This window comes from Streptomyces sp. NBC_00647 (genome assembly GCF_045207245.1).
Classification (GTDB): domain Bacteria; phylum Actinomycetota; class Actinomycetes; order Streptomycetales; family Streptomycetaceae; genus Streptomyces.
On sequence record NZ_CP109040.1, the window covers coordinates 4,564,267 to 4,582,436 of the forward strand.

The following is an 18,170-nucleotide window of genomic DNA, read 5'->3' on the forward strand; positions in this document are numbered from 1 at the left end:
CGGGGGGATCGGCCAGCCGATCGACCACCCCTTGGGCAGAACTGAGGGTACATATTGTTCCTGAACGGAACAAAAAAAGAAATGAAAAACCCCGCTCCGGTGCATGCGGGGGAACAAGCACCGGAGCGGGGAGCCCGTGGGGACGGGGACCCTCACCAGGCCTTCCGGATGGAGGCCCGGCCTGCGAGGGGAGCTGTCATTCAGCGCGACTGGGGCTGCGCGCGCGGACCGGATGCGGTCGCCGTCCGCCGAGGGCGACCACGTGGGGCCGGTGCGCGGCCCCGATCAGCCGAGGTGCAGCTGCTGGCCCGGGTAGATGAAGTCGGCGTCGGCGACGATGTCCTTGTTCAGCTTGAACAGCTTCTGCCAGCCGCCCTTGACGTGCTTCTTCTCGGCGATCGAGCTGAGGGTGTCACCCTTGACGACCTTGTACTCGCCGTCACCCTTCTTGACCTTCTTGCCGGTCGGGGTGGTGACGGTCTTCTGGGCGGCCGGACGCTCCGCGGAACGGGAGGCGGGCTGCTCCGTCGTACGGGTGGTGGTGCCCTGCGAGGCGCTCGGCGAGGAGGAGCCGGAGGGGGTCGACGGGGTCGAGGTGTCGCCGCCGTACGCGGCGCTCGACAGGCCGACGCCGCAGGTCGGCCAGGCGCCCTTGCCCTGTCCGGCGAGGACCTTCTCGCCGATGGCGATCTGCTGCGACTTCGAGGCCTGGTCGGCGGTGGAGGCGTAGGCGGTGCCGCCGTACGCGGCCCAGGTGGAGGCCGAGAACTGCAGGCCGCCGTAGTAGCCGTTGCCGGTGTTGATCGACCAGTTGCCGCCGGCCTCGCACTGGGCGACGGCGTCCCACTCGGAAGCGGTGGCGGCGGAGGCGTTGCCGGCCGCCATCAGCGGAGCGGCGATGGCGACACCGGTGACACCGGCGAGCGTGGCGACGCGGGTGGCCTTGTTCGGACGGCGGTGCTTGCCCTTGCTGGAAAACAGCATGGAGTGATCCCCTCACCGACGCCTGCGAGGTGAGCTGTCGGGTTCGGGCCGGTTGAGTTGCCCGGCCGCGCGCCTTCGGCCCCTTCTCCAGGACGTCCGACACGCGACTTAACCCCAAGCCGTTCCGGATGTCTCTCAACTCCCGGACGCGGCGCTTACCTTGGGTCCCCCGCTCCTGCCTACGGCGCATGACGCGACGACTGTTCCCGTACGGCCGCTGGCAGGATTCGGCGTTGTGACCGTCGGGGCCCGCTGTGGCGAGCGGTCACGACCGTAAGCAGTCGATCGGCGGATTTTCAAAGACGATCAGGGCTTCTGAGACCCATCTCTCACTCGCGCCAAACCGGACATTCCACAGCGAACCGTGACGTGAACTCCCGCTACTTTTCGACCGTTTCGGTAGCAACAGACAGGCTCTGACCGGGAACGATGAGGTCGGGATCGGCGCCGACCGTGTCCTCGTTCGCGACGTACAGGTCGGACCATCCGCCTTCGAGGTCAAGGGCGTCGGCGATGCTCCAGAGGTTGTCCCCGGTGCGCACGACGTACGAGCCGTCCGTGGCGTCGCGCGAGGCACTCGAGCCGCGCGAGGCGTGCCGCCCCGAGGCGCTGTCCGTGCGGTCGTCGGCTGCACCGGCCGTCGCGTCCTCGTCGGCACTGTCGCCGCGGTGCCGCCCGGCACTGGAGCTCGTGTCGTCGGAGGCATCCGAAGAGGTGCCGCTCTGCCCCGACTTGTCCGACTTGCCGCCCTTGGCTTTCACCTTGTCCGAGCTGTCGGAATCCTGTGAGGCGCGGGGCTTCGCGGTGTTGTCCGTCACGTCCGGAGAGTCGCCCGAATCGGACGAACCGGACGGGGTGGAGGAAGGGCGCGAGTTGGGCGTAATCGACAATCCGGACGAACCGGGGCTGATCGAGTCGCCCGAGTCGCCGTCGTCGGCCGACGAGTCGTCAGCCACACCCGTGTCGACATGCACCTCGCCCGAGTCCGCGCTGAGCCCGGAGAGCGGTCCGCAGGTCGGCCAGGCCGCGAGCCCCTGGTCGTCGAGCACCTTCTCGGCCACGGCTATCTGCTGCGAACGGCTGGCCTGGTCGGCTCTCGGGGCGTACTCGAGACCGCCGTACGCCTCCCAGTCGTCCTGGGTCAGCTGCAGCCCGCCGTAGTACCCGTTGCTGTTGTCGGCGCTCCACGCGCCGCCGCTCTCGCACTGTGCCACCCGGTCCCAGGTGGTTCCGTCGGCCGCGCTCGCACTCGTCGCGCCGAGCAACGGGATGGCGATCGCCGATCCGGTCACCCCTGCGGCGACGATGAGGGCCGGGGCCTGACGGGGGCGACGGTGACGGCCGTTCCCGGAGAGCATGCGGAAGCCTTTCGCGTGACAGCAGGTGACTACGGGCATCCTGCGAAGTAAGAAGCGCAGGTGCCGCGTTGATGGGTGAACGTAGCCGGACTCGAACGCTTGTCACAAGTCGATGCAGTACAGATCACGTGAAGATCACAGATTTGATGGATCGTCATGTTCCGGTAGCCGGAAGGGTGCTCTTTCCGGTATTCGGAAGAACCTCTTCGACAGGGGTGGCGAAGGGTCGCCGATGGACCGATCAAGGACTATTTGACCGGGGTGAACTCCACTGGAAGCGTGCGCAATCCGCGCATAATGAGCCCTCCACGCCAACGCAAATCGGCCGGATCTCCCCCAAGTCGGAGGTCCGGGAGGCGAGTGAGAAGCGTGCCGAGCGCGGTCTGCCCCTCCAGACGGGCCAGCGGCGCGCCCAGGCAGTAGTGGATGCCGTGGCCGTAGCCCACGTGCTGATTGTCACGCCGTGCGAGATCGAGCGTGTCCGGCTGCTCGAACCGCTCGGGGTCGCGGTCCGCGGCGGCGAGGACCACGAGCACGGGATCGCCGGCCGCGATGTCCTGCCCGCCGATCCGCACGTCCTCGGTCGCGAACCGCCAGGTGGCCAGCTCGACGGGCCCGTCGTAGCGCAGGAGTTCCTCGACGCCCGTCTCGAGCAGTCCGCTCTCCCCGGCCGCGAGGGAGGCCTGGAGAAGGGCCCGCTGCTCGGGGTGGGTGAGCAGGGCGTGCATCCCGTTCCCGATGAGATTGACCGTGGTCTCGAAACCGGCGAAGAGCAGGATGAAGGCCATGGCGGCGGCCTCGTTCTCGGTCAGGTGCTCGCCGTGGTCGGAGGCGCGGATGAGTCCGGAGATGAGGTCCTCGCCGGGCCCGGGCACATCGGACAGTGCCTCGCGCTTGCGGTGGATGAGCTCGGCGAGATAGCCGCGCATCTTCTTAACGGACCGCGCGACCCCGCCCCGCGGCCCGCCGCCGTGCCGGATCATCATCCCCGCCCAGTCCCGGAAGTCGTCCTGGTCCTCGCGCGGGACGCCCAGCATGTCGCAGATGGCGTAGATGGGGAGCGGGAAGGCGAACTCGTGGATGAGGTCGGCCGAGCCCCTGGCCGCGAACTGGTCGATGAGCTGATCCGTCAACTCCTGCACCCGCGCGGTGAACTCGGCGACACGCCGGGGGGTGAAGGCCTTGCTGACGAGCCGCCGCAACCGGGTGTGGTCCGGCGGATCGATGTTCAGCAGATGCGTCATCAGCTCGGCCTTGCGCTCCCCGGGAATCCCGGTCCTGCCCTTCGCGTGCGCGGGTTCGTCGTGATGCGCGGGATTCTTGGACAGCCGCTGGTCGGCGAGCGTCTGCTTGGCGTCGGCGTACCGCGTGACGAGCCAGGCCTCCACTCCGCTGGGCAGCCGGGTGCGGTGCACCGGCGCGTGCTCCCTCAGCCAGGCGTAGGCCGGGTAGGGATCGGTGGCGAACTCCCAGGTGAAGAGTTCGGGGGCGGCGCTGGCGGGGGATTCGTGCTCGGTCACCCCTCGACGGTATCCGCAGGACACGAGGACGCCCGGGCCGACCGGCGATCGGGACGGTACCCGGGACGCCCGGCGGCGACCGGGAGCACCCTGCCCTTTTCACCCCAGGCTGTCCAGACATGGCCGGCTGTTTGACTCGGCCGCTCGGCACCTCCCTACATTCACGCAGTGGACCCCGAAATACTCAGATCCAGCTTCGCGGTCGTGGAACGACGGGCCGAGTTCGCGGTCAAGTACTTCTACTCGCATCTGTTCCGCCACAACCCGGAGCTCCGCGGGCTGTTCCCGGCGGACCTCCCGCAGGACATGGAGCGGCAGCGGGACCGGCTCTTCGCGGCGCTCACGTTCGTCATGGACGGGCTGGAGGATCCGGAACTGCCCCGGTACCTGAGGGATCTCGGGCGGGACCACAGGAAGTACCTGGCGCAGCCGGACCACTACGCGGCCGTGGGGGCGAGCCTGATCGCCGCCTTCGCCTTCGTCGCGGGCTCCGCCTGGAGCGCCGAGGCCGAGAAGGCCTGGGCCGAGGCGTACGGGACGATCACCCACCTCATGCTGCAGGGAGCCTGGGAGGCCCAGCACCACGGCGAGCCCCGCTGGTGGGACGCGGAGGTCGTCGCCCGCACCCGGCACGGCGACGACCTCGTCGTCCTCAGCCTGCGGCCACGGCAGCGGCTCACCTACTCCCCCGGTCAGTACGTCAGCGTCAACATGCCCCAACTGCCGTGCGTCTGGCGCCCCTACTCCCTCGCCAACGCGCCCCGCGCCGACCGCACCGTCGACCTGCACATCAGCCGCGTCGAGGGCGGGGTGCTCTCCACCGCGCTCGTCCGGCAGACCCGCGTGGGCGACGTACTGCGGCTCGGCGCGCCCGGCGGCGGCCTCACCCTGCGGACACCGGCCGACCGGCCCCTGACCCTCATCGCGGCCGGCACGGGCTGGGCACCGGTGAAGGCCATGCTGGAACAGCTCGACACAGCCCACGAGGCCCGCCTGTTCCTCGTCGCCCGCGACATCGCGTACCTCTACGACCGGCCCGCCGTCGAACGCCTGCGGGCCCGGCTCCCCCGGCTCGCCGTCACCTTCATCACGCCCGCGCCCGGCCGCCCCAAGGCACAGGCGACGGAACGGCTGCTCACCGCTCTGGGCAACCGGGCCGGCTGGACCCGGCACGACGTCTACCTCGCCGGTCCGCCCGATCTCGTCGAGGAGGTCGGCGAGGCCCTTCCCGCCCTCGGTGCACCGGCCGACCGTGTCTTCCACGACCTGCTGCCGCCGACCGGAGAGAGCCGGCCCCGCCCGCTGGGAGCGGCGGAGTGGCTGCTCGACCGACCCGTGCCGAACTGGCACAACCCGGCGGACCGCGCCACGGGGGCGTGACTCCGGCCGCCGTCAGTCCTCCCCTGCGCCTTCCCCTTCTCCGCCCCTCACCCTGCGCCGCCCCTCACTCCTCCTCGTCCTGGTCCCCGCGCTGGTCCCCACCCTGGTCTCCGTGCCGGTCCTGCTCCGTCCCCACGAAGCCCTCCGCCACGCGGATCGCGTCCCGGTACGCCCGGGCCGCCGCCCGCAGCGCCGCCTCCGGGTCCACGCCCTCGGCCTCCGCGCGCGCGGCCATCGCCAGCAGCTCGTACCCCACGCCCTCCCCGGCGGGCAGCGGGACCTCGAGTCCCGCCGTACGCACCCGGGACGACAACTTGGCCGCCAGGGCCAGGCCGGGCTGACCCAGCGGGACGCCCTCGGTGACCGAGGTGCGCCGCTTCTCCTCGGCCTTGGTGCGCAGCCAGTGCGCCTTGACCTCCTCGGGCGTCGTCGCCGTCTCGTCGCCGAAGACATGGGGGTGACGGTGGATCAGCTTGGCGACGATGCCACCGGCCACGTCGTCGATCGAGAAGGGGGCCTCCTCGTCGTCCTCGGCGATCCGGGAGTGGAACACGACCTGGAGCAGGACGTCACCGAGCTCCTCACGCAGCTCGTCCCGGTCGCCCTCCTCGATGGCCTCGACGAGTTCGTACGCCTCCTCGATGCCGTACTTCGCCAGGCCCTTGTGGGTCTGCTGCGACGACCAGGGGCACTCGGCACGGATGCGGTCCATCACCTGGACGAGGTCGAGCAGACGGGCACCCGGCAGGTCGTACGAGGCGGGGAGCAGTTCCAGGTCCGGCATCTGTACGCGGCCGGAGCCCGCCAGCCGGGCCAGGCCGTCGGTGAGGCGGGGCTCGCCCTCGCCCGTGGCCACGACGACCAGCGAACGGCCGCCTGCGCACGCGTCGACCAGGTCCTCCGCGGTCGGGGACTCCTCGTCGACGGTGATGCCGGCCTCGCGCAGATACGGCACCTGCGGGTGCGCGCCGTCCGCGCACAGGACCCGGTCGGCGCCGTGCAGCGCCTGCCAGGCGGGCCAGGACAACAGCCCGGGCGCGACTCGGTGGCTGGTGGTGAGCAGGACGATACGGCCGGGGCCGGGGCCCACGACGGTCGCGTCGGCAGCGGTCCGCTCGTCGCCGTCGAAGCTGCTGGTTGCGTTCACCCCTCGAACGTAACCCACACCGCCGACAGCCCCCGAAGCCGTCCACAGGCCCGGGGGCACCGCCGGTCCGCGAACGGCCCGGAGACGGTCACGCCGTCTGCTGGGTCCCCGTCGCCGTGACCTCCCGCAGCCACGGCGTCTTCGCGTCGACGCGGCTGCTCTTCTGGACGTCCCAGGTGCCGTAACGCGGGTTCAGGTCGACGTCGAGCTGCTTGGAGGCGGCGGACATCGCCTTCCAGAAGGCGGCCTTGCCGTCGGTGGTGTTCATGTCGGCGCCGAGTGCGGAGGCGAGCTTCCGGGCCTCGATCTCGGTGCGCAGGCTGTCGTCGAGGCGCTGCGGTGCCACGCCGTAGTTCGTCAGCCAGGCCGCCTCCAGCGCTTCCGAGCCGCCCGCCTGCTGTTCGAGGGCCGCCCGCATCTGCTGGGAGTCCTTGCGGGTCACGCCCACTCCGGCGTTCTTCGCCGCCCGGTCCAGCACCCGGTCCAGGACCATGCCGTGCAGGGTGTCGCGGGTGAGGGTGCCGGTGTTGGCGATGACCTGCTCGTACTGGGCGTCGTCCTTGCTGGCGGCCCGCTGCGCCGAGCGCACCTCGTTCACCCGGCTCTCCAGCTGCGCGACGGTGATCCGCCGGCCGTCGACGACGGCCGCGGCGCCCGGATGGGCCTCACTGCCACAGCCGGTGAGGAGAGGTGCCGCCGCGACGATCGCGGCGGAGAGAACGAGCGCGGTGCGACGGCGGCGGTGCAAGGAAGCCTCCCGAGGAGATTGTGCGGCGGTGCACAAAGTCTTGCGGTGATCGATGGTAGGCAGTGGCCCGCCTCTCGGCCAGCCATTCGACCAACGATTCGCGACGAGTTCGGGCACCGCCGCACGTCACATCGTCCTCAGCCCGTGATCGCCACGGGCGCGTCCCACGCGTCCCGGTCCACGGTGATCGTGTAACCGCCTCGGGACTCCTTGCTGTTGACCATGTACTGGTGGGCGCGGCTGTGGCCGGTGAACTGGGTGGCGCCCCACGGCCAGTCGGTGGTCGTGGTGTTCGTCCTGTCCCACAGCGCGTACCAGAGGTTGCCCGGCAGATCCGTCTTGTCGGTCGCCGTCGCGACGGCCTTGGCGCTGGAACTGGTGAAGCCGTAGTACCCGGTGCGGTACGTCTTGGCGTGCAGGGTCTTGTCGAAGGCGCGCACGTACGTCAGCACGGCGTCGTTGCACGCCTTGTCCGTGACGTCGTACGACTCCATGTCGAGGTAGATCGGGCTGCCGGCCTTCATGCCGAGGGCGGAGGCCTTGGCGACCGCGTCCGCGCCGTCGGTCGCGCCCAGGGACGCGGCGGTCGCGGCGGTGAGCTTCTCGGGGCTGCTCCCGGTCTGGCAGGACGGCTGGGCGCCGACGTACAGCGGGATGAGCTTCCAGCCCACGGCGCTGACCGACTTCACCCAGGACGCGGTCAGGTTGGGCTGGCTGCACCCGCGGTTCTTGCCGCCGATGTACACGGCGGCCGCTCCGTAGAAGCCGGTGTGCCAGGCCTTCATCGCGTTCAGCGAGGGAGCCGCGCAGGTGTCGAAGGCGCGGCCCGTGAAGGTCTTCTGCGCGGGCCATGTGGTGGTGGCCATCGAGGTCTGCGCGGCGATCCCGGCTCCGGCGATCACGGCGGCGCCCGCCGCGGCCCACGCCACGTATCTGCGCTTCTTGGAATGCCGATGGCTGGACATGAAAAATCCCCACCCCATGGTTCACGTGTGTCGGGTGCGCGGGTCACGCGGGCGTGCGGCGCGCATCGAGTGGGCGCCGCGCGCGTGTGGCGCACGAATGCGGATCGCACCGTACCGAGCGCGCCGCCCCGGTTCGGGAAACAGCGCATCTTGATCATCACAAGCTTCGGCCAAGCCGGCGCAAAACTTTCGAGGCCCGAGCGGCAGGAGCGCCCGCGCCGGGCCTCTAGCCCCTCACCTGCCCCAGCCACTGGAGGGTCCGCCGGATCTCCGCCGCCATGGGATACCCGGGTCCGCGCAGCCGTTCCACGTCGTGCAGGAGTCTGGCCAGCGTGTCGTGGGCGGCACCGCGGTCACCGAGGGCGAGCAGCAAGTGGCCCATCCTGCGGCGGACTTCGAGGGAGATCTCCGGGTCTCCGGCGACGTACTGGTTCTCGTAGTACGGCAGCAGGGCGCGGTACTCCGCCAGCGCGGCGGCGGGTTCGCCTAGCTGTTCCAGGCACTGGGCCGCGTCGTAGCGGAAGCGCAGGGACTGCGGGTCGGCCTGGCCCGCCTCGGCGGCGCGCTCGTCGGCGAGACGGCGCAGTTCGGGCAGCGCGCGGCGGTACTGCCCGTCGTCCATGAGCGTGGCCGCGTACTGCTTGCGCAGGGTGCGCACGACGGGCGAGTGCTCCCCGTGCTCGGCGGCGGCCGCCGGGAGGATCGAACCGAGGATGTCCACGGCCTGCGTGATGCGGCCCTCGCCCAGCAGCCGCTTGACCTCGTCGACGGCGCCCGCGACATCGGGCTTCTCCACCGCGGGCGCGGCCTGCGGCTGGGGCGCCGGCGTGCGCGCCCGGTCCGGCCACGGCGCGTGCGGGCGCAGGAAGGGGCGCGTGGGGTCCAGCGGGGCACCCGTGGGCATGCCGCGGGCCGGCAGCAGCGGGAGCAGTTGCTCGTACGTCTCCTGCGCGGACGCCGGCCGGTGCTGCGGGTCCTTGGAGAGCAGGCGCAGCACGAGGTCCTCCAGCGCGGGAGGCACCTCGGAGCGCAGCCGGCGCACCGGGAGCGGCGGCTCGTAGAGGTGCCGGTGCAGCACGCCGAGCGCTGTCGAACCGGAGAACGGCACGTCACCGCTGAGGAGTTCGTGCAGCAGCACACCGAGCGCGTACAGGTCGGTGTACGGGCCGACCGCGCCGCCCATCGCCTGCTCGGGGGCCATGTAGGCGGGGCTGCCGATGGGCGAGCCGGTGTGGGTCAGCCGGGTGGTGTCGGTGTCCATGACGGAGGCGACGCCCAGGTCGAGCACGGTGACCGTGCCGTCCTGCTTGACCATCACGTTCCGCGGCTTGAGGTCGCGGTGCACGATCGGCACGGCGTGCACCGCGCTCAGCACGGCGCACAGTTGGGCCGCGACCGCGACGGCCCACTGCCAGGGGTACGGGTCGTGCTCGGCGAGATGGTCGGAGAGGTCCGCCCCGTCCACGTACTGCATGACCAGGAACAGTTCCTCGCCCACGCTGCCCGCGTCGTGGACGGTGACCAGACCGGGGTGGTCGACCTGCGCGGTCACCCTGCACTCCCGCACGAAGCGACGGCGCAGCTCGTCCGCCTCCTGGCCCGCGACCTTGTCGGGACGCAGCAGCTTGACCGCGACCCGCCGGTCCAGGCGCTGGTCGTAGGCGGTCCAGACCTGGCCCATGCCGCCCTGCCCGATGAGCGTGGACAGTTCGTAGCGGTCCGCGATCACACGGCTCGTCGCCACACTCATCTGCCGTCCCTGCCGTCCCTGCCGTCTTCGTGCTGACCGTCGCGCTTACGGAGATAGTCACTGAGTTCGTCGAGCTCGGCACGCACCTGGTCGATCCGCGCGGGCGCGGGCCGCTGCGGCGGAGGCGGCATCACGGGGACCTGCTGCACGGGCGCCACCGGCTGCTGAGGGACCGGGGTCGCGTACGGGGACGCGGGCTGCGGGTACCCGTAGCGCTCGGCCGGGTGGGCGGCCTGCGGATACCCGAAGGGGCTCGGCCTGCTGTAGTGGCGGATGTCCGCGAACAGGAAGTAGCCCGTGCAGGCAGCGGCGTTCAGCAGCAGGATGATCATCCCGACGTTGCCGTTCGGGCTGCTGAAGTCGTCGGTGTGGTCGGTGCTGAGGTAGCCGAAGCTGATCCCCATGGCCGCGAGCGAACCCACGAAGATCCACCAGTCGGCGGCCTTGCGGGTCACGAGCGCCACGCGCAGCGTGGCGACCCACGCCAGGAAGCCGATGCTCAGGAGCGGCACCGCTGCGAAGATCACGCGCAGCACGACCAGCACCCCGGTCGAGGGTCGCTTCGGCGGAGGCGGCGCGTAGCCGTGGCCGTGCATGACTGCTCCTGGAGGCCTGATGGGGACGGACGTACGAGTTGGGAGTCCGAGCGTATAGGCCGACGAGGACAACCGGTCCCGGGTTGTACCGAACCGTTGTCGTGCTGATCGCTTCGCGTGCCCCGGCCGGCTCCGGGAGCCCCCGCGGGAACACCCGTTCCCTCAGCCGGGTGTGACCGTCCCGTCCGTCAGACCGTCGTACATCCCCCGCACGAGCTGCTCCCCGAGCCGCCCCGCGCGCCGCAGCGCGTCCTCGAACTCGGCGAGCGCGCGGAAGCGTTCCCCGTAGCGGCGCTGGTCGTCCAGCGCGAGCCGGGGCAGTTGCAGGCGCCGCACGTCGAGCCGGGTGGCGGTGGACGCGTAGCTGCTGGCCTGCCGGTTGTTCGCGGTGCCGCGCAGGAAGCCCGCGAGGAACCACGGGTCCAGGGAGGCCGGATCGGGGCGCAGGAGCGTGAGATTGCGCCCCAGGACGGCGCCCGCCGTGTCCTCGTCGACCACGCGCGCCATGGAGCCGCCGCCCAGCACAGGGACCACGACATCCCCCGCCTCGACGAGGACGGCTTCCTCCTCCCCCTCGGGGAGGCTTCCGGACGGCGCGGTTCCGGCGAGCACGTCGTGGTCGGTGAGCACCGCCGCGCGCCCGGGGGCGCTGTTTCCGCCCGTGCGCAGCAAGAGGGCTCCCCCGCGCGCGAGTTCACCGACGGTGATCAGCGGCCAGCGCACGGGGGGCATGCGCCGCGCCTCGGCGGGCGTGAGATCGGCGGTCAGGCGCAGGGTGTCGCCGAGGTGCTCCCGCACGCTCGCGAGCCGCTCGGTGCCGCCTCCTGCGGCGGCCGGCGGCAGATGGCGCGCGGGTGCCAGGTCGACGTCGTCGTCGAGGAGCTCGATGACCGGAACCGAACGGCTGAAGCCCGGCCGCTCCGGCGCGGTGCCGGTCCGCTCGAAGGGCCGCCACGCATCGAGCACCGCGCTGCGAACGGCCGCCCAGTCGAGGCCGCCGCGGCCCTCCCCGGCCGACGCGCCGCTGTCGACGACGAGCAGCTCGGGCTGCGCGGGCGCCTTCTCGGGGCGGCGCAGCACCCAGATGTGCAGCGGGATGTTGTACGGGGGCGCCGCGCCGACCGGCAGGGCGATCACGGCCCGCAGGGCACCGCGGCGCAGCAGGTCGGCGCGGATACGGCGGCCCGAGCGGCGCGAGGCGGCGGCCGGCGGCATGAGGACGGCGGCGGCGCCGCCGTCCCTGAGGTGGGCCAGCGCGTGCTGCACCCAGGCCAGTTCGGACTCCGTACGGGCCGGGAAGCCGTACTCCCAGCGGGCGTCGTAGGCGAGCTCGTCGTGCCCCCAGTTGCGCTCGTTGAACGGCGGGTGGCACAGGACGACGTCCGCCTTGAGCACGGGGTACGCGTCCGCGCGGAGGCTGTCGCCGGCGGCGGTGCGGACGGCGGCCTTCCCCTGGAGCGCGAGCCGCAGCCCGGAGAGCGCCGCGAGCTCGGGCGCGCTGTCCTGGCCGTAGAGCTCCTGGTCCGGCCGGGGTGCCACGGCACGCAGGAGCGCCCCGGTACCGCACGCCGGATCGAGCGCCGTGCGTGCCGGTCCGACGAGCTCGGCCATCAGCGCTGCGAGGTCACCCGGCGTGAGCGTGTACTGGCGCGGGTTGGCGTCGAGGTGGCGCCCGAGCAGGAACTCGTACGTCTGCCGGGCGCCCAGCTCCGCGGCGAGCTCGGCGGCCCCGCGCAGCAGCGGGGCGGAGGTGAGCAGCGCGGGGCCGGCCGGTGTGTTCACAGCGCGCTCGCGCGGGGCGCCGAAGCGCGGGGTGATCACCTGGTCGAGGGCGGCGGGCAGCAGGGAGGCGAGCCGTTCGTCGGAGCCCGCGCTCAGCTCCAGCCAGTCGGTGGGCCGGTCGTGGATGAGCAGGAGCACGCATCCGGCGTGGACGAGTGCGGTGACCGGGCCTTCGGGGTGGCCGGCGAGCTGCTGCCAGACGCGTTCGCGCAGCGGGACCTCGGCGAGTTTGCCCTGGTCGCGCAGCCAGGACTCGACCTCGGCGAGCGCGAAGGAGGGGCTGGTCTCGGTGCCGCCGACCGGTTTGGGGAAGTCGGCGTGCCGGCGGCGCCAGTTGCTGACGGCGGCGCGGCCGACCCCGGCGAGCCGTGCGATTCCGGCGGCGGTCACCTCTGTCGCGTTGTGCTGCACCCGCCCGGCTCCCCTCGTTCTGGTCGGCGACCCCGGTGGGCCCCTGTGGCACACCTGCGGCCCGAGACATCCGTTCCCGCTGCGGCGTCCGGGTGTTCGTGGCACCCGTGGCGCCGGTCCGGCCCGGGCGCACCACACGGCTCGTGACACCCCTGGCCCACCGTCCCGGCCTGTGACGCCGAGCATACCGACGAATGCAAGATCTACCCCTTCACGCACGTGTACACAGCGTTTCTCGCGCATCGTGTTGACTCGGTTCACACGCTCTGCTGTTATTGACCCATCGAACGGGCAAGTCGCCGGAACGAACCGGTCGCCGTGCGTGTTCACGCAATCTGTTCACAGCCAGGGGAGGGCACAGTCATGGGCATCAAGGGCAAGCTGGGGCTGGGGGCCGTGGTCGGCATCGTCGTCATCGGCGCCGTGTCGGCGAACGCGGGCAACAACGGAGACAGCGGTTCCGGCGACAACGGCAAGGACACCTCCTCCGCCCAGCACGAGTCCGGCAAGAAGGCGGACACAAAGAAGGGCGGCACGGCGGACAAGGCCGCGAAGAAGGTCGCCTTCAAGGGGAGCGGCGACTTCCAGGTCGGCAGCGACATCAAGCCCGGCACCTACCGGACCACGGGCAACACCGACGGCATGTGCTACTGGGCGCGCGCCAAGGACGCCTCGGGCGAGATGGACTCCCTGATCGCCAACGACAATGTCAGCGGCACCAGTTACGTGACCGTCAAGGCGAGCGACAAGCTCTTCCAGACCAAGGGCTGCGAGGACTGGGAGGCCGTCGACGCGAAGGCGTCCGGATCGCCCGCCACGCGGATGAAGGGCGACGGCGGCATGTACAGAGTCGGCGCGGACATCGCCCCCGGCACCTACAAGTCCAACGGCAACGCCGACGACTCCTGCTACTGGGAGCGCGACAAGGACGCCTCGCACTCCATGAACTCCATCGTGGCCAACAACAACGTGTCCGGCACCGCCGTCGTCACCATCGGCGCCGGCGACGCCTACTTCAAGACGGCGGGCTGCGGGGACTGGAAGAAGACGGGCTGACGCCGTCCCGCCACTCCGGAAACCGCTCCCCCCACCCTCTCCATCACCCGACACCACGCCAAGGAACTCTCATGCGTCGCACCGCACTTGCCGCTCTCTGCCTCGCCGCCGCGGCCACCGCGGGCCTCACCGGCTGCCTGCCCGGCGAGACCAAAGCGGACAGCAAGCCGAAGGGACCGTTCGCCGGGCTGTCCGGGGGCGAGATCGCCGACCGGGCCGTGAAGGCCACCACGGGTGCCACCTCGCTCCGGATGAAGGGCGACGTACCCGACGACGAGGACGGCGGCACCATCCGGATCGACATGGCGCTCGACAAGAAGGGCGAGTGCGCCGGAACGATGAACATGAAGGGCCAGGGCAAGGCCGACCTCATCAAGACCGGCGACACCGTCTACATGAAGTACGACGAGGCGTTCCTCCGCGCCCAGGCCGGGAGCGACTCCAAGGCCGAGACGGACGGGGTCGTGGACATGCTGGCCGGCAAGTGGACCAAGATGGCCGCGACCGGTTCCGACGCGAAGGACATCGCGGGCTTCTGCGACCTCGACTCCGTGCTCGCGGACGCGGAGAACATGAACTCCGATGCCACCCGCGGCAAAACGACCACCGTCGACGGGACCCCGGCCATCGTCCTGCACGAGAAGGACGGCAAGGACCGGTACACCCTGTACGTCGCCACCCAGGGCAAGCCCTATCTGCTGCGGGTCGACAGCACCTCCGCCAAGGACCCGGGCACGATCACCTTCAGCGAGTACGACAAGCCGGTCGCCGCCGACAAGCCCGCCGGGAAGATCCTCGACCTGGACAAGCTGGGCAGCTGACGACCCGCCGTTCACCACCCCCGCGTCGAGCTCAGACGGAGTGCCGCACCCACACGTTGGGCTCGACGTACACGGCATAGCCGCGACCCGGTTCGCAGTGAACCGGCACCAGCGCGCCGGGCACCTCGACCAGACCCTCCGTGTCGAAGGGCAGCCCGGTCCAGTCGCGCCACTCCTCCAGCGAAGCCGCCACCGTCATGGACGCCGGCGCCACCGCCTCGATCCGGCCGCCCGCCCTCACATGCACGCGCAGCCACGGATCGTGCGGCAGCCCGTCGGAACGCTCCCGGAAGGCGTACTCCCGCATCGGGGTGGCCGGTTCCAGATGCTTGGCGCTGGGGCGGACGGGGGCGACGACCTCGTCGAAGCCGCGTGCCCGGGCGTTGTCCCGCATCGCGGAGAGCATCCGGGCCGACAGGCCGCCGCCCTGGGCGTGCGGGGCGACGACGATCGAGATGGCACTGACCGTATCGGGCGGTGTGCCGCGGCGGCGGTCGGAGAAGGCCCGGGCCAGCACCTCGTCCCAGCCCCGCGCGGGCAGTTCGTCCCCCTCCTCGTCCGCGAGCGCGAACGGCACGCTGTAGGCGTGCGCGACGACCCGCCCGCGTTCGTCCTCGGCGAAGAGCACATACTCCGGAAGCTCGGAGGCGATCCGGCCGTAGTGCGCGTTCCCCACCGGGTCGTGGAGCAGGAACTCCGGCCAGCTGTCGGCCATCCCGACCACGTCCCGCAGCATTTCCGGACGCTCGGCGAGGCACGACACCTTCAGCTCCATGCCCGACACGGTAGGCGCCGACCCGACCCGGATGAAACGGTTTTCCGTATCCGGCCGGCACGCGGGGCAGGACCAGGCCGGCCCTCGGCGTCCCACGGTTCACAGCCGACTCGCGCACCCCGCCCGGATCACACACGCCATCCGTCAACGCGCTTCCTCTTACGCCTAGTTCGCGTGGAACCTCTCCGGCGCGGCCGTCGAGTTGCCGCCCGAGGGGAGCTTCTGGCCCGGGCAGCCGGCCAGCACCTTCTTCATGGCCGCCTTCTCGGCGCCGGTGACCCACAGCCCGTACTTCTTCTTCACGGCCACCTGCGCGGCGACATACGTGCAGCGGTACGCCTTGTTCGGCGGGAGCCAGGTCGCCGTGTCGCCGTCGCCCTTGCTGCGGTTGGCGCTGGCGCCGACGGCGCGGAGATTGAGCGGGTCGTTGGCCAGGGCGATCCGCTTGCTCGCGTCCCAGTACTTGGCGCCCTTCTGCCAGGCGTCCGAGAGCGCGACGAGGTGGTCGATGTCGACCAGGCTGCGCCCGCGGGTGAAGGTGACGTCCTTGCCGCCGTACGGATCCGGTTCGAGGACTCCGCGGGAGACCCTGCACGCGCCGTCGCTGAACTTCACTTCCTTCAGGTCCCGCTTGAGGATGTCGTCGCGGGTGTCGCAGTGGTTCGAGTCGGTGTCGGCCCACGCCGTACCGAACCGCTCTCTGCTGTAACCAGTCTTGGGCGCGCGCCCCTTGACGGTCAGTGAGTCCACGGCGGTGAGCGCGGCGCCACCGCCGCCGGCCGTCGTCTCCTCCGGTCCCGCGGAACCGATGGCATCCTTCTTGCAGCCGCTGACTCCGGCCCCGATGACGACCAGCACCACCGCGGCAGCAGCCGCCCCACCCCTCAGACGCGCCACGACGCCCCTCCCCTTCGCCTCCCCGGATCCGCCCTGCTCGGGCGTGTTTTCCGTCTGCCCAAGGTAGCGGCCGCCATTCCTCGGCCCTACCAGGCGTCGATGGGCAATCAGGGCATGCCGGGCGTATTGTCGGTCGTGAGTCACCCCCGGAAGGAGCTCTGGATGGGCATCTTCGACAGGTTCAAGAGCAGCCGGGCGGCACAGGACAAGGCAGGAGACATGTCCGACGCCGCAGAGAAGCAGGTCAACAAGAAGACCGGCGACAAATACACGGACAAGGTCGACGACGCGCAACAGAAGGCCGAAGGCGCGATGGGCATGGACCGCAACCGTGACCGGCCCGGACAGCCATAGCCGGAGCGATCCGAGAACGCGCAGATCGGCCCACCGTCGGCCGCCGCGCACCGCGCCCGAGGTGCCGTGTGAAGGCGCCGAGCCACTCCACTCGGAAACGAGGAGGCAGGTCGGCTCGCCCAACAGGCCCACCGACCGGCCGATGAAGCCGGTCAGTGGCGGCGAGCGCGGTGCGGTCGGTACGCCCAGTACGTCCACTTCAGCCCCATCACGGCTCCTCGCCGGGTGGGGCCGGAGTCGTTGCGCCTCCGTCGACCGGGGCTGGGGCCTCGCACCCTCCGCGGGATGAAGCCTGACGCCGTCCGCACCCTCGCCGAGCGGGCTGGGGAGTCGCATCCTCACGGGGTGAAGGGCCTGAGGCCGTGACACCTTCACCGGCTGGGACCGGGGGCGTCGCATCCTCACCGGGCGGGCTGAGGGAGCCGCACCCTCGCCGGGTGAAGCCTGAGGCCGTGACACCCTCACCCGGCTGGGACCGGGGGCGTCGCACCCTCGCCGGGCGGGCTGGGGAGTCACATCCTCACCGGGTGAACCCTGAGGTCGTCGCACCCTCACCAGGAGCCGCCATCGCTCGCTCGCCGGGCAGGCCAGGGCATCGAGTGCTCCCGGCCCTCGCCCCGCTCCTTCCCGACCGGCCGAGCGCCGCCGCTGCCACCGCCGCCGCCGCTGCCAGACCTTGCCGATCGACCGTCAGACCTTGCCGATCCCCAGCGTCGTCTCCGGCGGCAGCAGTCCCGAGCCCAGCACCGCGACCCAGAATTCACCGAGCAGGTCGGCGAGGCGGGCGACGGCGTCCGGGCCGAGCGACTGCCATGGGGCGGCGGCGAGTTGGTCGGTGTGCTGCTCGACCTGGCGGCGCAGCTCACGGCCGGCGTCCGTGGCGATACCGTCCTCGTCCACCAGGCCACGGGCGATCAGACGGCCCCTCCCCGCTCTCCACTCCTCGGGGCTCCAGCCGCGGCTCTCGAAACGCTCCACGGAGGCCGCACCTGTCGCCGCGAAGGAGACCAGGGACTCGACCGGGTCCAGCCCGGCGACCAGCAGGGCCGCGAGGTGGCCGTCGCCGCGGTGTTCGCGCAGGATCGTCGCCGCATGCCACAGCTGGAGGTGCGGGGCCTCCGGCCATGCCACGTCCACGTTCGCGGCGGCGAGTTGACGCCCCGCCGTGTTCACGGCCTCGGCTGCGCGGCGGGCCAGCGCCGCGGCCTCGGCCAGCTCGGGGCTGGTGACACGGTCGCCGAATATCGCCCGGTACGCCCGGTCGACGGCCCGCTCGCGCGCCGCGAGCACCTGATCCGGACTCGCCTTCTCCCACGCCGACTTGATGTGCTCGTCGACCATGCGCGGGCTGAAGCTGTAGAAGGCGGAGGCCACTCGCCCACCGCCGACGGCCCCCAACGGCGCCGCGCGGTAGGGGAAGTAGCTGGGCCAGCGCTCCTCGATCCCGTATCCGAGAGCCGCCGCCTCCTCGAAGGCCTCCGGCGCGTAGTACAGCACGGCGTGCAGGGGTTCCAGCAGATGCCAGAGCTGACGCACCCGGCCGAGCTCGACGCCCGCGCCCTCCTCCGCCACGCTCGCCCCGCCGGCCCCGCCTGTCTCGTCGACGTTCCCCGACATGACTCCACC

16 protein-coding genes and 1 riboswitch are annotated in these 18,170 nt (G+C 71.3%); of the genes, 4 read left to right on the top strand and 12 right to left on the bottom strand.

Annotation, left to right across the window (positions count from 1 at the left end):
* Positions 1-285: 285 nt before the first annotated feature.
* The 3 genes from OG788_RS19875 to OG788_RS19885 all read right to left on the bottom strand — a co-directional run bounded on the left by OG788_RS19875 (position 286) and on the right by OG788_RS19885 (position 3,862).
* The gene (locus tag OG788_RS19875; protein ID WP_406372448.1) at positions 286-984 is read right to left on the bottom strand and encodes a transglycosylase family protein; all 699 of its coding nucleotides are present in this window, start codon (positions 982-984) and stop codon (positions 286-288) included.
* 4 nt (positions 985-988) lie between these two features.
* A riboswitch (cyclic di-AMP (ydaO/yuaA leader) is annotated at positions 989-1,181 on the bottom strand.
* A 183-nt stretch (positions 1,182-1,364) separates the two neighbouring features.
* Complete coding sequence (locus OG788_RS19880) at positions 1,365-2,342, bottom strand: transglycosylase family protein (RefSeq protein ID WP_406372449.1); 978 nt, start codon at positions 2,340-2,342, stop codon at positions 1,365-1,367.
* A 248-nt stretch (positions 2,343-2,590) separates the two neighbouring features.
* Positions 2,591-3,862, bottom strand: coding sequence for a cytochrome P450 (locus OG788_RS19885; protein WP_406372450.1), 1,272 nt, complete (start codon positions 3,860-3,862; stop codon positions 2,591-2,593).
* Positions 3,863-4,030: 168 nt separating this feature from the next.
* Between OG788_RS19885 and OG788_RS19890 the strand changes: the two genes are divergently transcribed.
* Positions 4,031-5,242 carry a globin domain-containing protein gene (locus tag OG788_RS19890; protein WP_406372452.1) on the top strand — a complete coding sequence of 404 codons (1,212 nt, stop codon included), beginning with the start codon at positions 4,031-4,033 and terminating at the stop codon, positions 5,240-5,242.
* 64 nt (positions 5,243-5,306) lie between these two features.
* On the opposite strand, the gene OG788_RS19895 is transcribed toward OG788_RS19890, so the two are convergent.
* From OG788_RS19895 to OG788_RS19920, 6 genes are all read right to left on the bottom strand, one after another.
* Positions 5,307-6,332, bottom strand: a complete 1,026-nt coding sequence (locus OG788_RS19895) for a nucleoside triphosphate pyrophosphohydrolase (protein ID WP_406376792.1) — start codon at positions 6,330-6,332, stop codon at positions 5,307-5,309.
* Positions 6,333-6,477: 145 nt separating this feature from the next.
* The gene (locus OG788_RS19900; protein ID WP_406372453.1) at positions 6,478-7,137 is read right to left on the bottom strand and encodes a SurA N-terminal domain-containing protein; all 660 of its coding nucleotides are present in this window, start codon (positions 7,135-7,137) and stop codon (positions 6,478-6,480) included.
* 137 nt (positions 7,138-7,274) lie between these two features.
* Positions 7,275-8,102, bottom strand: coding sequence for a glycoside hydrolase domain-containing protein (locus OG788_RS19905; RefSeq protein ID WP_406372455.1), 828 nt, complete (start codon positions 8,100-8,102; stop codon positions 7,275-7,277).
* Between the two features lie 226 nt (positions 8,103-8,328).
* The gene (locus OG788_RS19910; RefSeq protein ID WP_351549647.1) at positions 8,329-9,852 is read right to left on the bottom strand and encodes a serine/threonine-protein kinase; all 1,524 of its coding nucleotides are present in this window, start codon (positions 9,850-9,852) and stop codon (positions 8,329-8,331) included.
* On the bottom strand, positions 9,849-10,448 hold the full coding sequence (locus OG788_RS19915) for a hypothetical protein (RefSeq protein WP_406372456.1): 600 nt from the start codon (positions 10,446-10,448) through the stop codon (positions 9,849-9,851). Before OG788_RS19915 ends, OG788_RS19910 begins: the two co-directional genes overlap by 4 nt.
* 162 nt (positions 10,449-10,610) lie before the next feature.
* On the bottom strand, positions 10,611-12,641 hold the full coding sequence (locus tag OG788_RS19920; protein WP_406372457.1) for an N-6 DNA methylase: 2,031 nt from the start codon (positions 12,639-12,641) through the stop codon (positions 10,611-10,613).
* A gap of 363 nt (positions 12,642-13,004) precedes the next feature.
* Between OG788_RS19920 and OG788_RS19925 the strand changes: the two genes are divergently transcribed.
* The gene (locus OG788_RS19925; protein WP_406372459.1) at positions 13,005-13,697 is read left to right on the top strand and encodes a hypothetical protein; all 693 of its coding nucleotides are present in this window, start codon (positions 13,005-13,007) and stop codon (positions 13,695-13,697) included.
* A gap of 71 nt (positions 13,698-13,768) precedes the next feature.
* Entirely contained in the window at positions 13,769-14,518 is a 750-nt protein-coding gene (locus OG788_RS19930) for a hypothetical protein (protein WP_351549635.1), read from the top strand.
* A gap of 31 nt (positions 14,519-14,549) precedes the next feature.
* Here OG788_RS19930 and OG788_RS19935 read toward each other — a convergent pair whose 3' ends face one another.
* Positions 14,550-15,293 carry an N-acetyltransferase gene (locus OG788_RS19935; protein ID WP_406372460.1) on the bottom strand — a complete coding sequence of 248 codons (744 nt, stop codon included), beginning with the start codon at positions 15,291-15,293 and terminating at the stop codon, positions 14,550-14,552.
* A gap of 165 nt (positions 15,294-15,458) precedes the next feature.
* Positions 15,459-16,190 carry an HNH endonuclease family protein gene (locus OG788_RS19940; protein ID WP_406372462.1) on the bottom strand — a complete coding sequence of 244 codons (732 nt, stop codon included), beginning with the start codon at positions 16,188-16,190 and terminating at the stop codon, positions 15,459-15,461.
* 162 nt (positions 16,191-16,352) lie between these two features.
* Between OG788_RS19940 and OG788_RS19945 the strand changes: the two genes are divergently transcribed.
* Positions 16,353-16,544 carry an antitoxin gene (locus OG788_RS19945; protein WP_266759587.1) on the top strand — a complete coding sequence of 64 codons (192 nt, stop codon included), beginning with the start codon at positions 16,353-16,355 and terminating at the stop codon, positions 16,542-16,544.
* A 690-nt stretch (positions 16,545-17,234) separates the two neighbouring features.
* Here OG788_RS19945 and OG788_RS19950 read toward each other — a convergent pair.
* Complete coding sequence (locus tag OG788_RS19950; RefSeq protein ID WP_406372463.1) at positions 17,235-18,161, bottom strand: SCO6745 family protein; 927 nt, start codon at positions 18,159-18,161, stop codon at positions 17,235-17,237.
* Positions 18,162-18,170: the final 9 nt, after the last annotated feature.

Coding starts and splice junctions, on each gene's coding strand:
- OG788_RS19945 (WP_266759587.1), top strand. CDS start 16,353: ATGGGCATCTTCGACAGGTTCAAGAGCAGCCGGGCGGCACAGGACAAG.
- OG788_RS19925 (WP_406372459.1), top strand. CDS start 13,005: ATGGGCATCAAGGGCAAGCTGGGGCTGGGGGCCGTGGTCGGCATCGTC.
- OG788_RS19915 (WP_406372456.1), bottom strand. CDS start 10,448: ATGCACGGCCACGGCTACGCGCCGCCTCCGCCGAAGCGACCCTCGACC.
- OG788_RS19910 (WP_351549647.1), bottom strand. CDS start 9,852: ATGAGTGTGGCGACGAGCCGTGTGATCGCGGACCGCTACGAACTGTCC.
- OG788_RS19950 (WP_406372463.1), bottom strand. CDS start 18,161: ATGTCGGGGAACGTCGACGAGACAGGCGGGGCCGGCGGGGCGAGCGTG.
- OG788_RS19880 (WP_406372449.1), bottom strand. CDS start 2,342: ATGCTCTCCGGGAACGGCCGTCACCGTCGCCCCCGTCAGGCCCCGGCC.
- OG788_RS19930 (WP_351549635.1), top strand. CDS start 13,769: ATGCGTCGCACCGCACTTGCCGCTCTCTGCCTCGCCGCCGCGGCCACC.
- OG788_RS19935 (WP_406372460.1), bottom strand. CDS start 15,293: ATGGAGCTGAAGGTGTCGTGCCTCGCCGAGCGTCCGGAAATGCTGCGG.
- OG788_RS19905 (WP_406372455.1), bottom strand. CDS start 8,102: ATGTCCAGCCATCGGCATTCCAAGAAGCGCAGATACGTGGCGTGGGCC.
- OG788_RS19875 (WP_406372448.1), bottom strand. CDS start 984: ATGCTGTTTTCCAGCAAGGGCAAGCACCGCCGTCCGAACAAGGCCACC.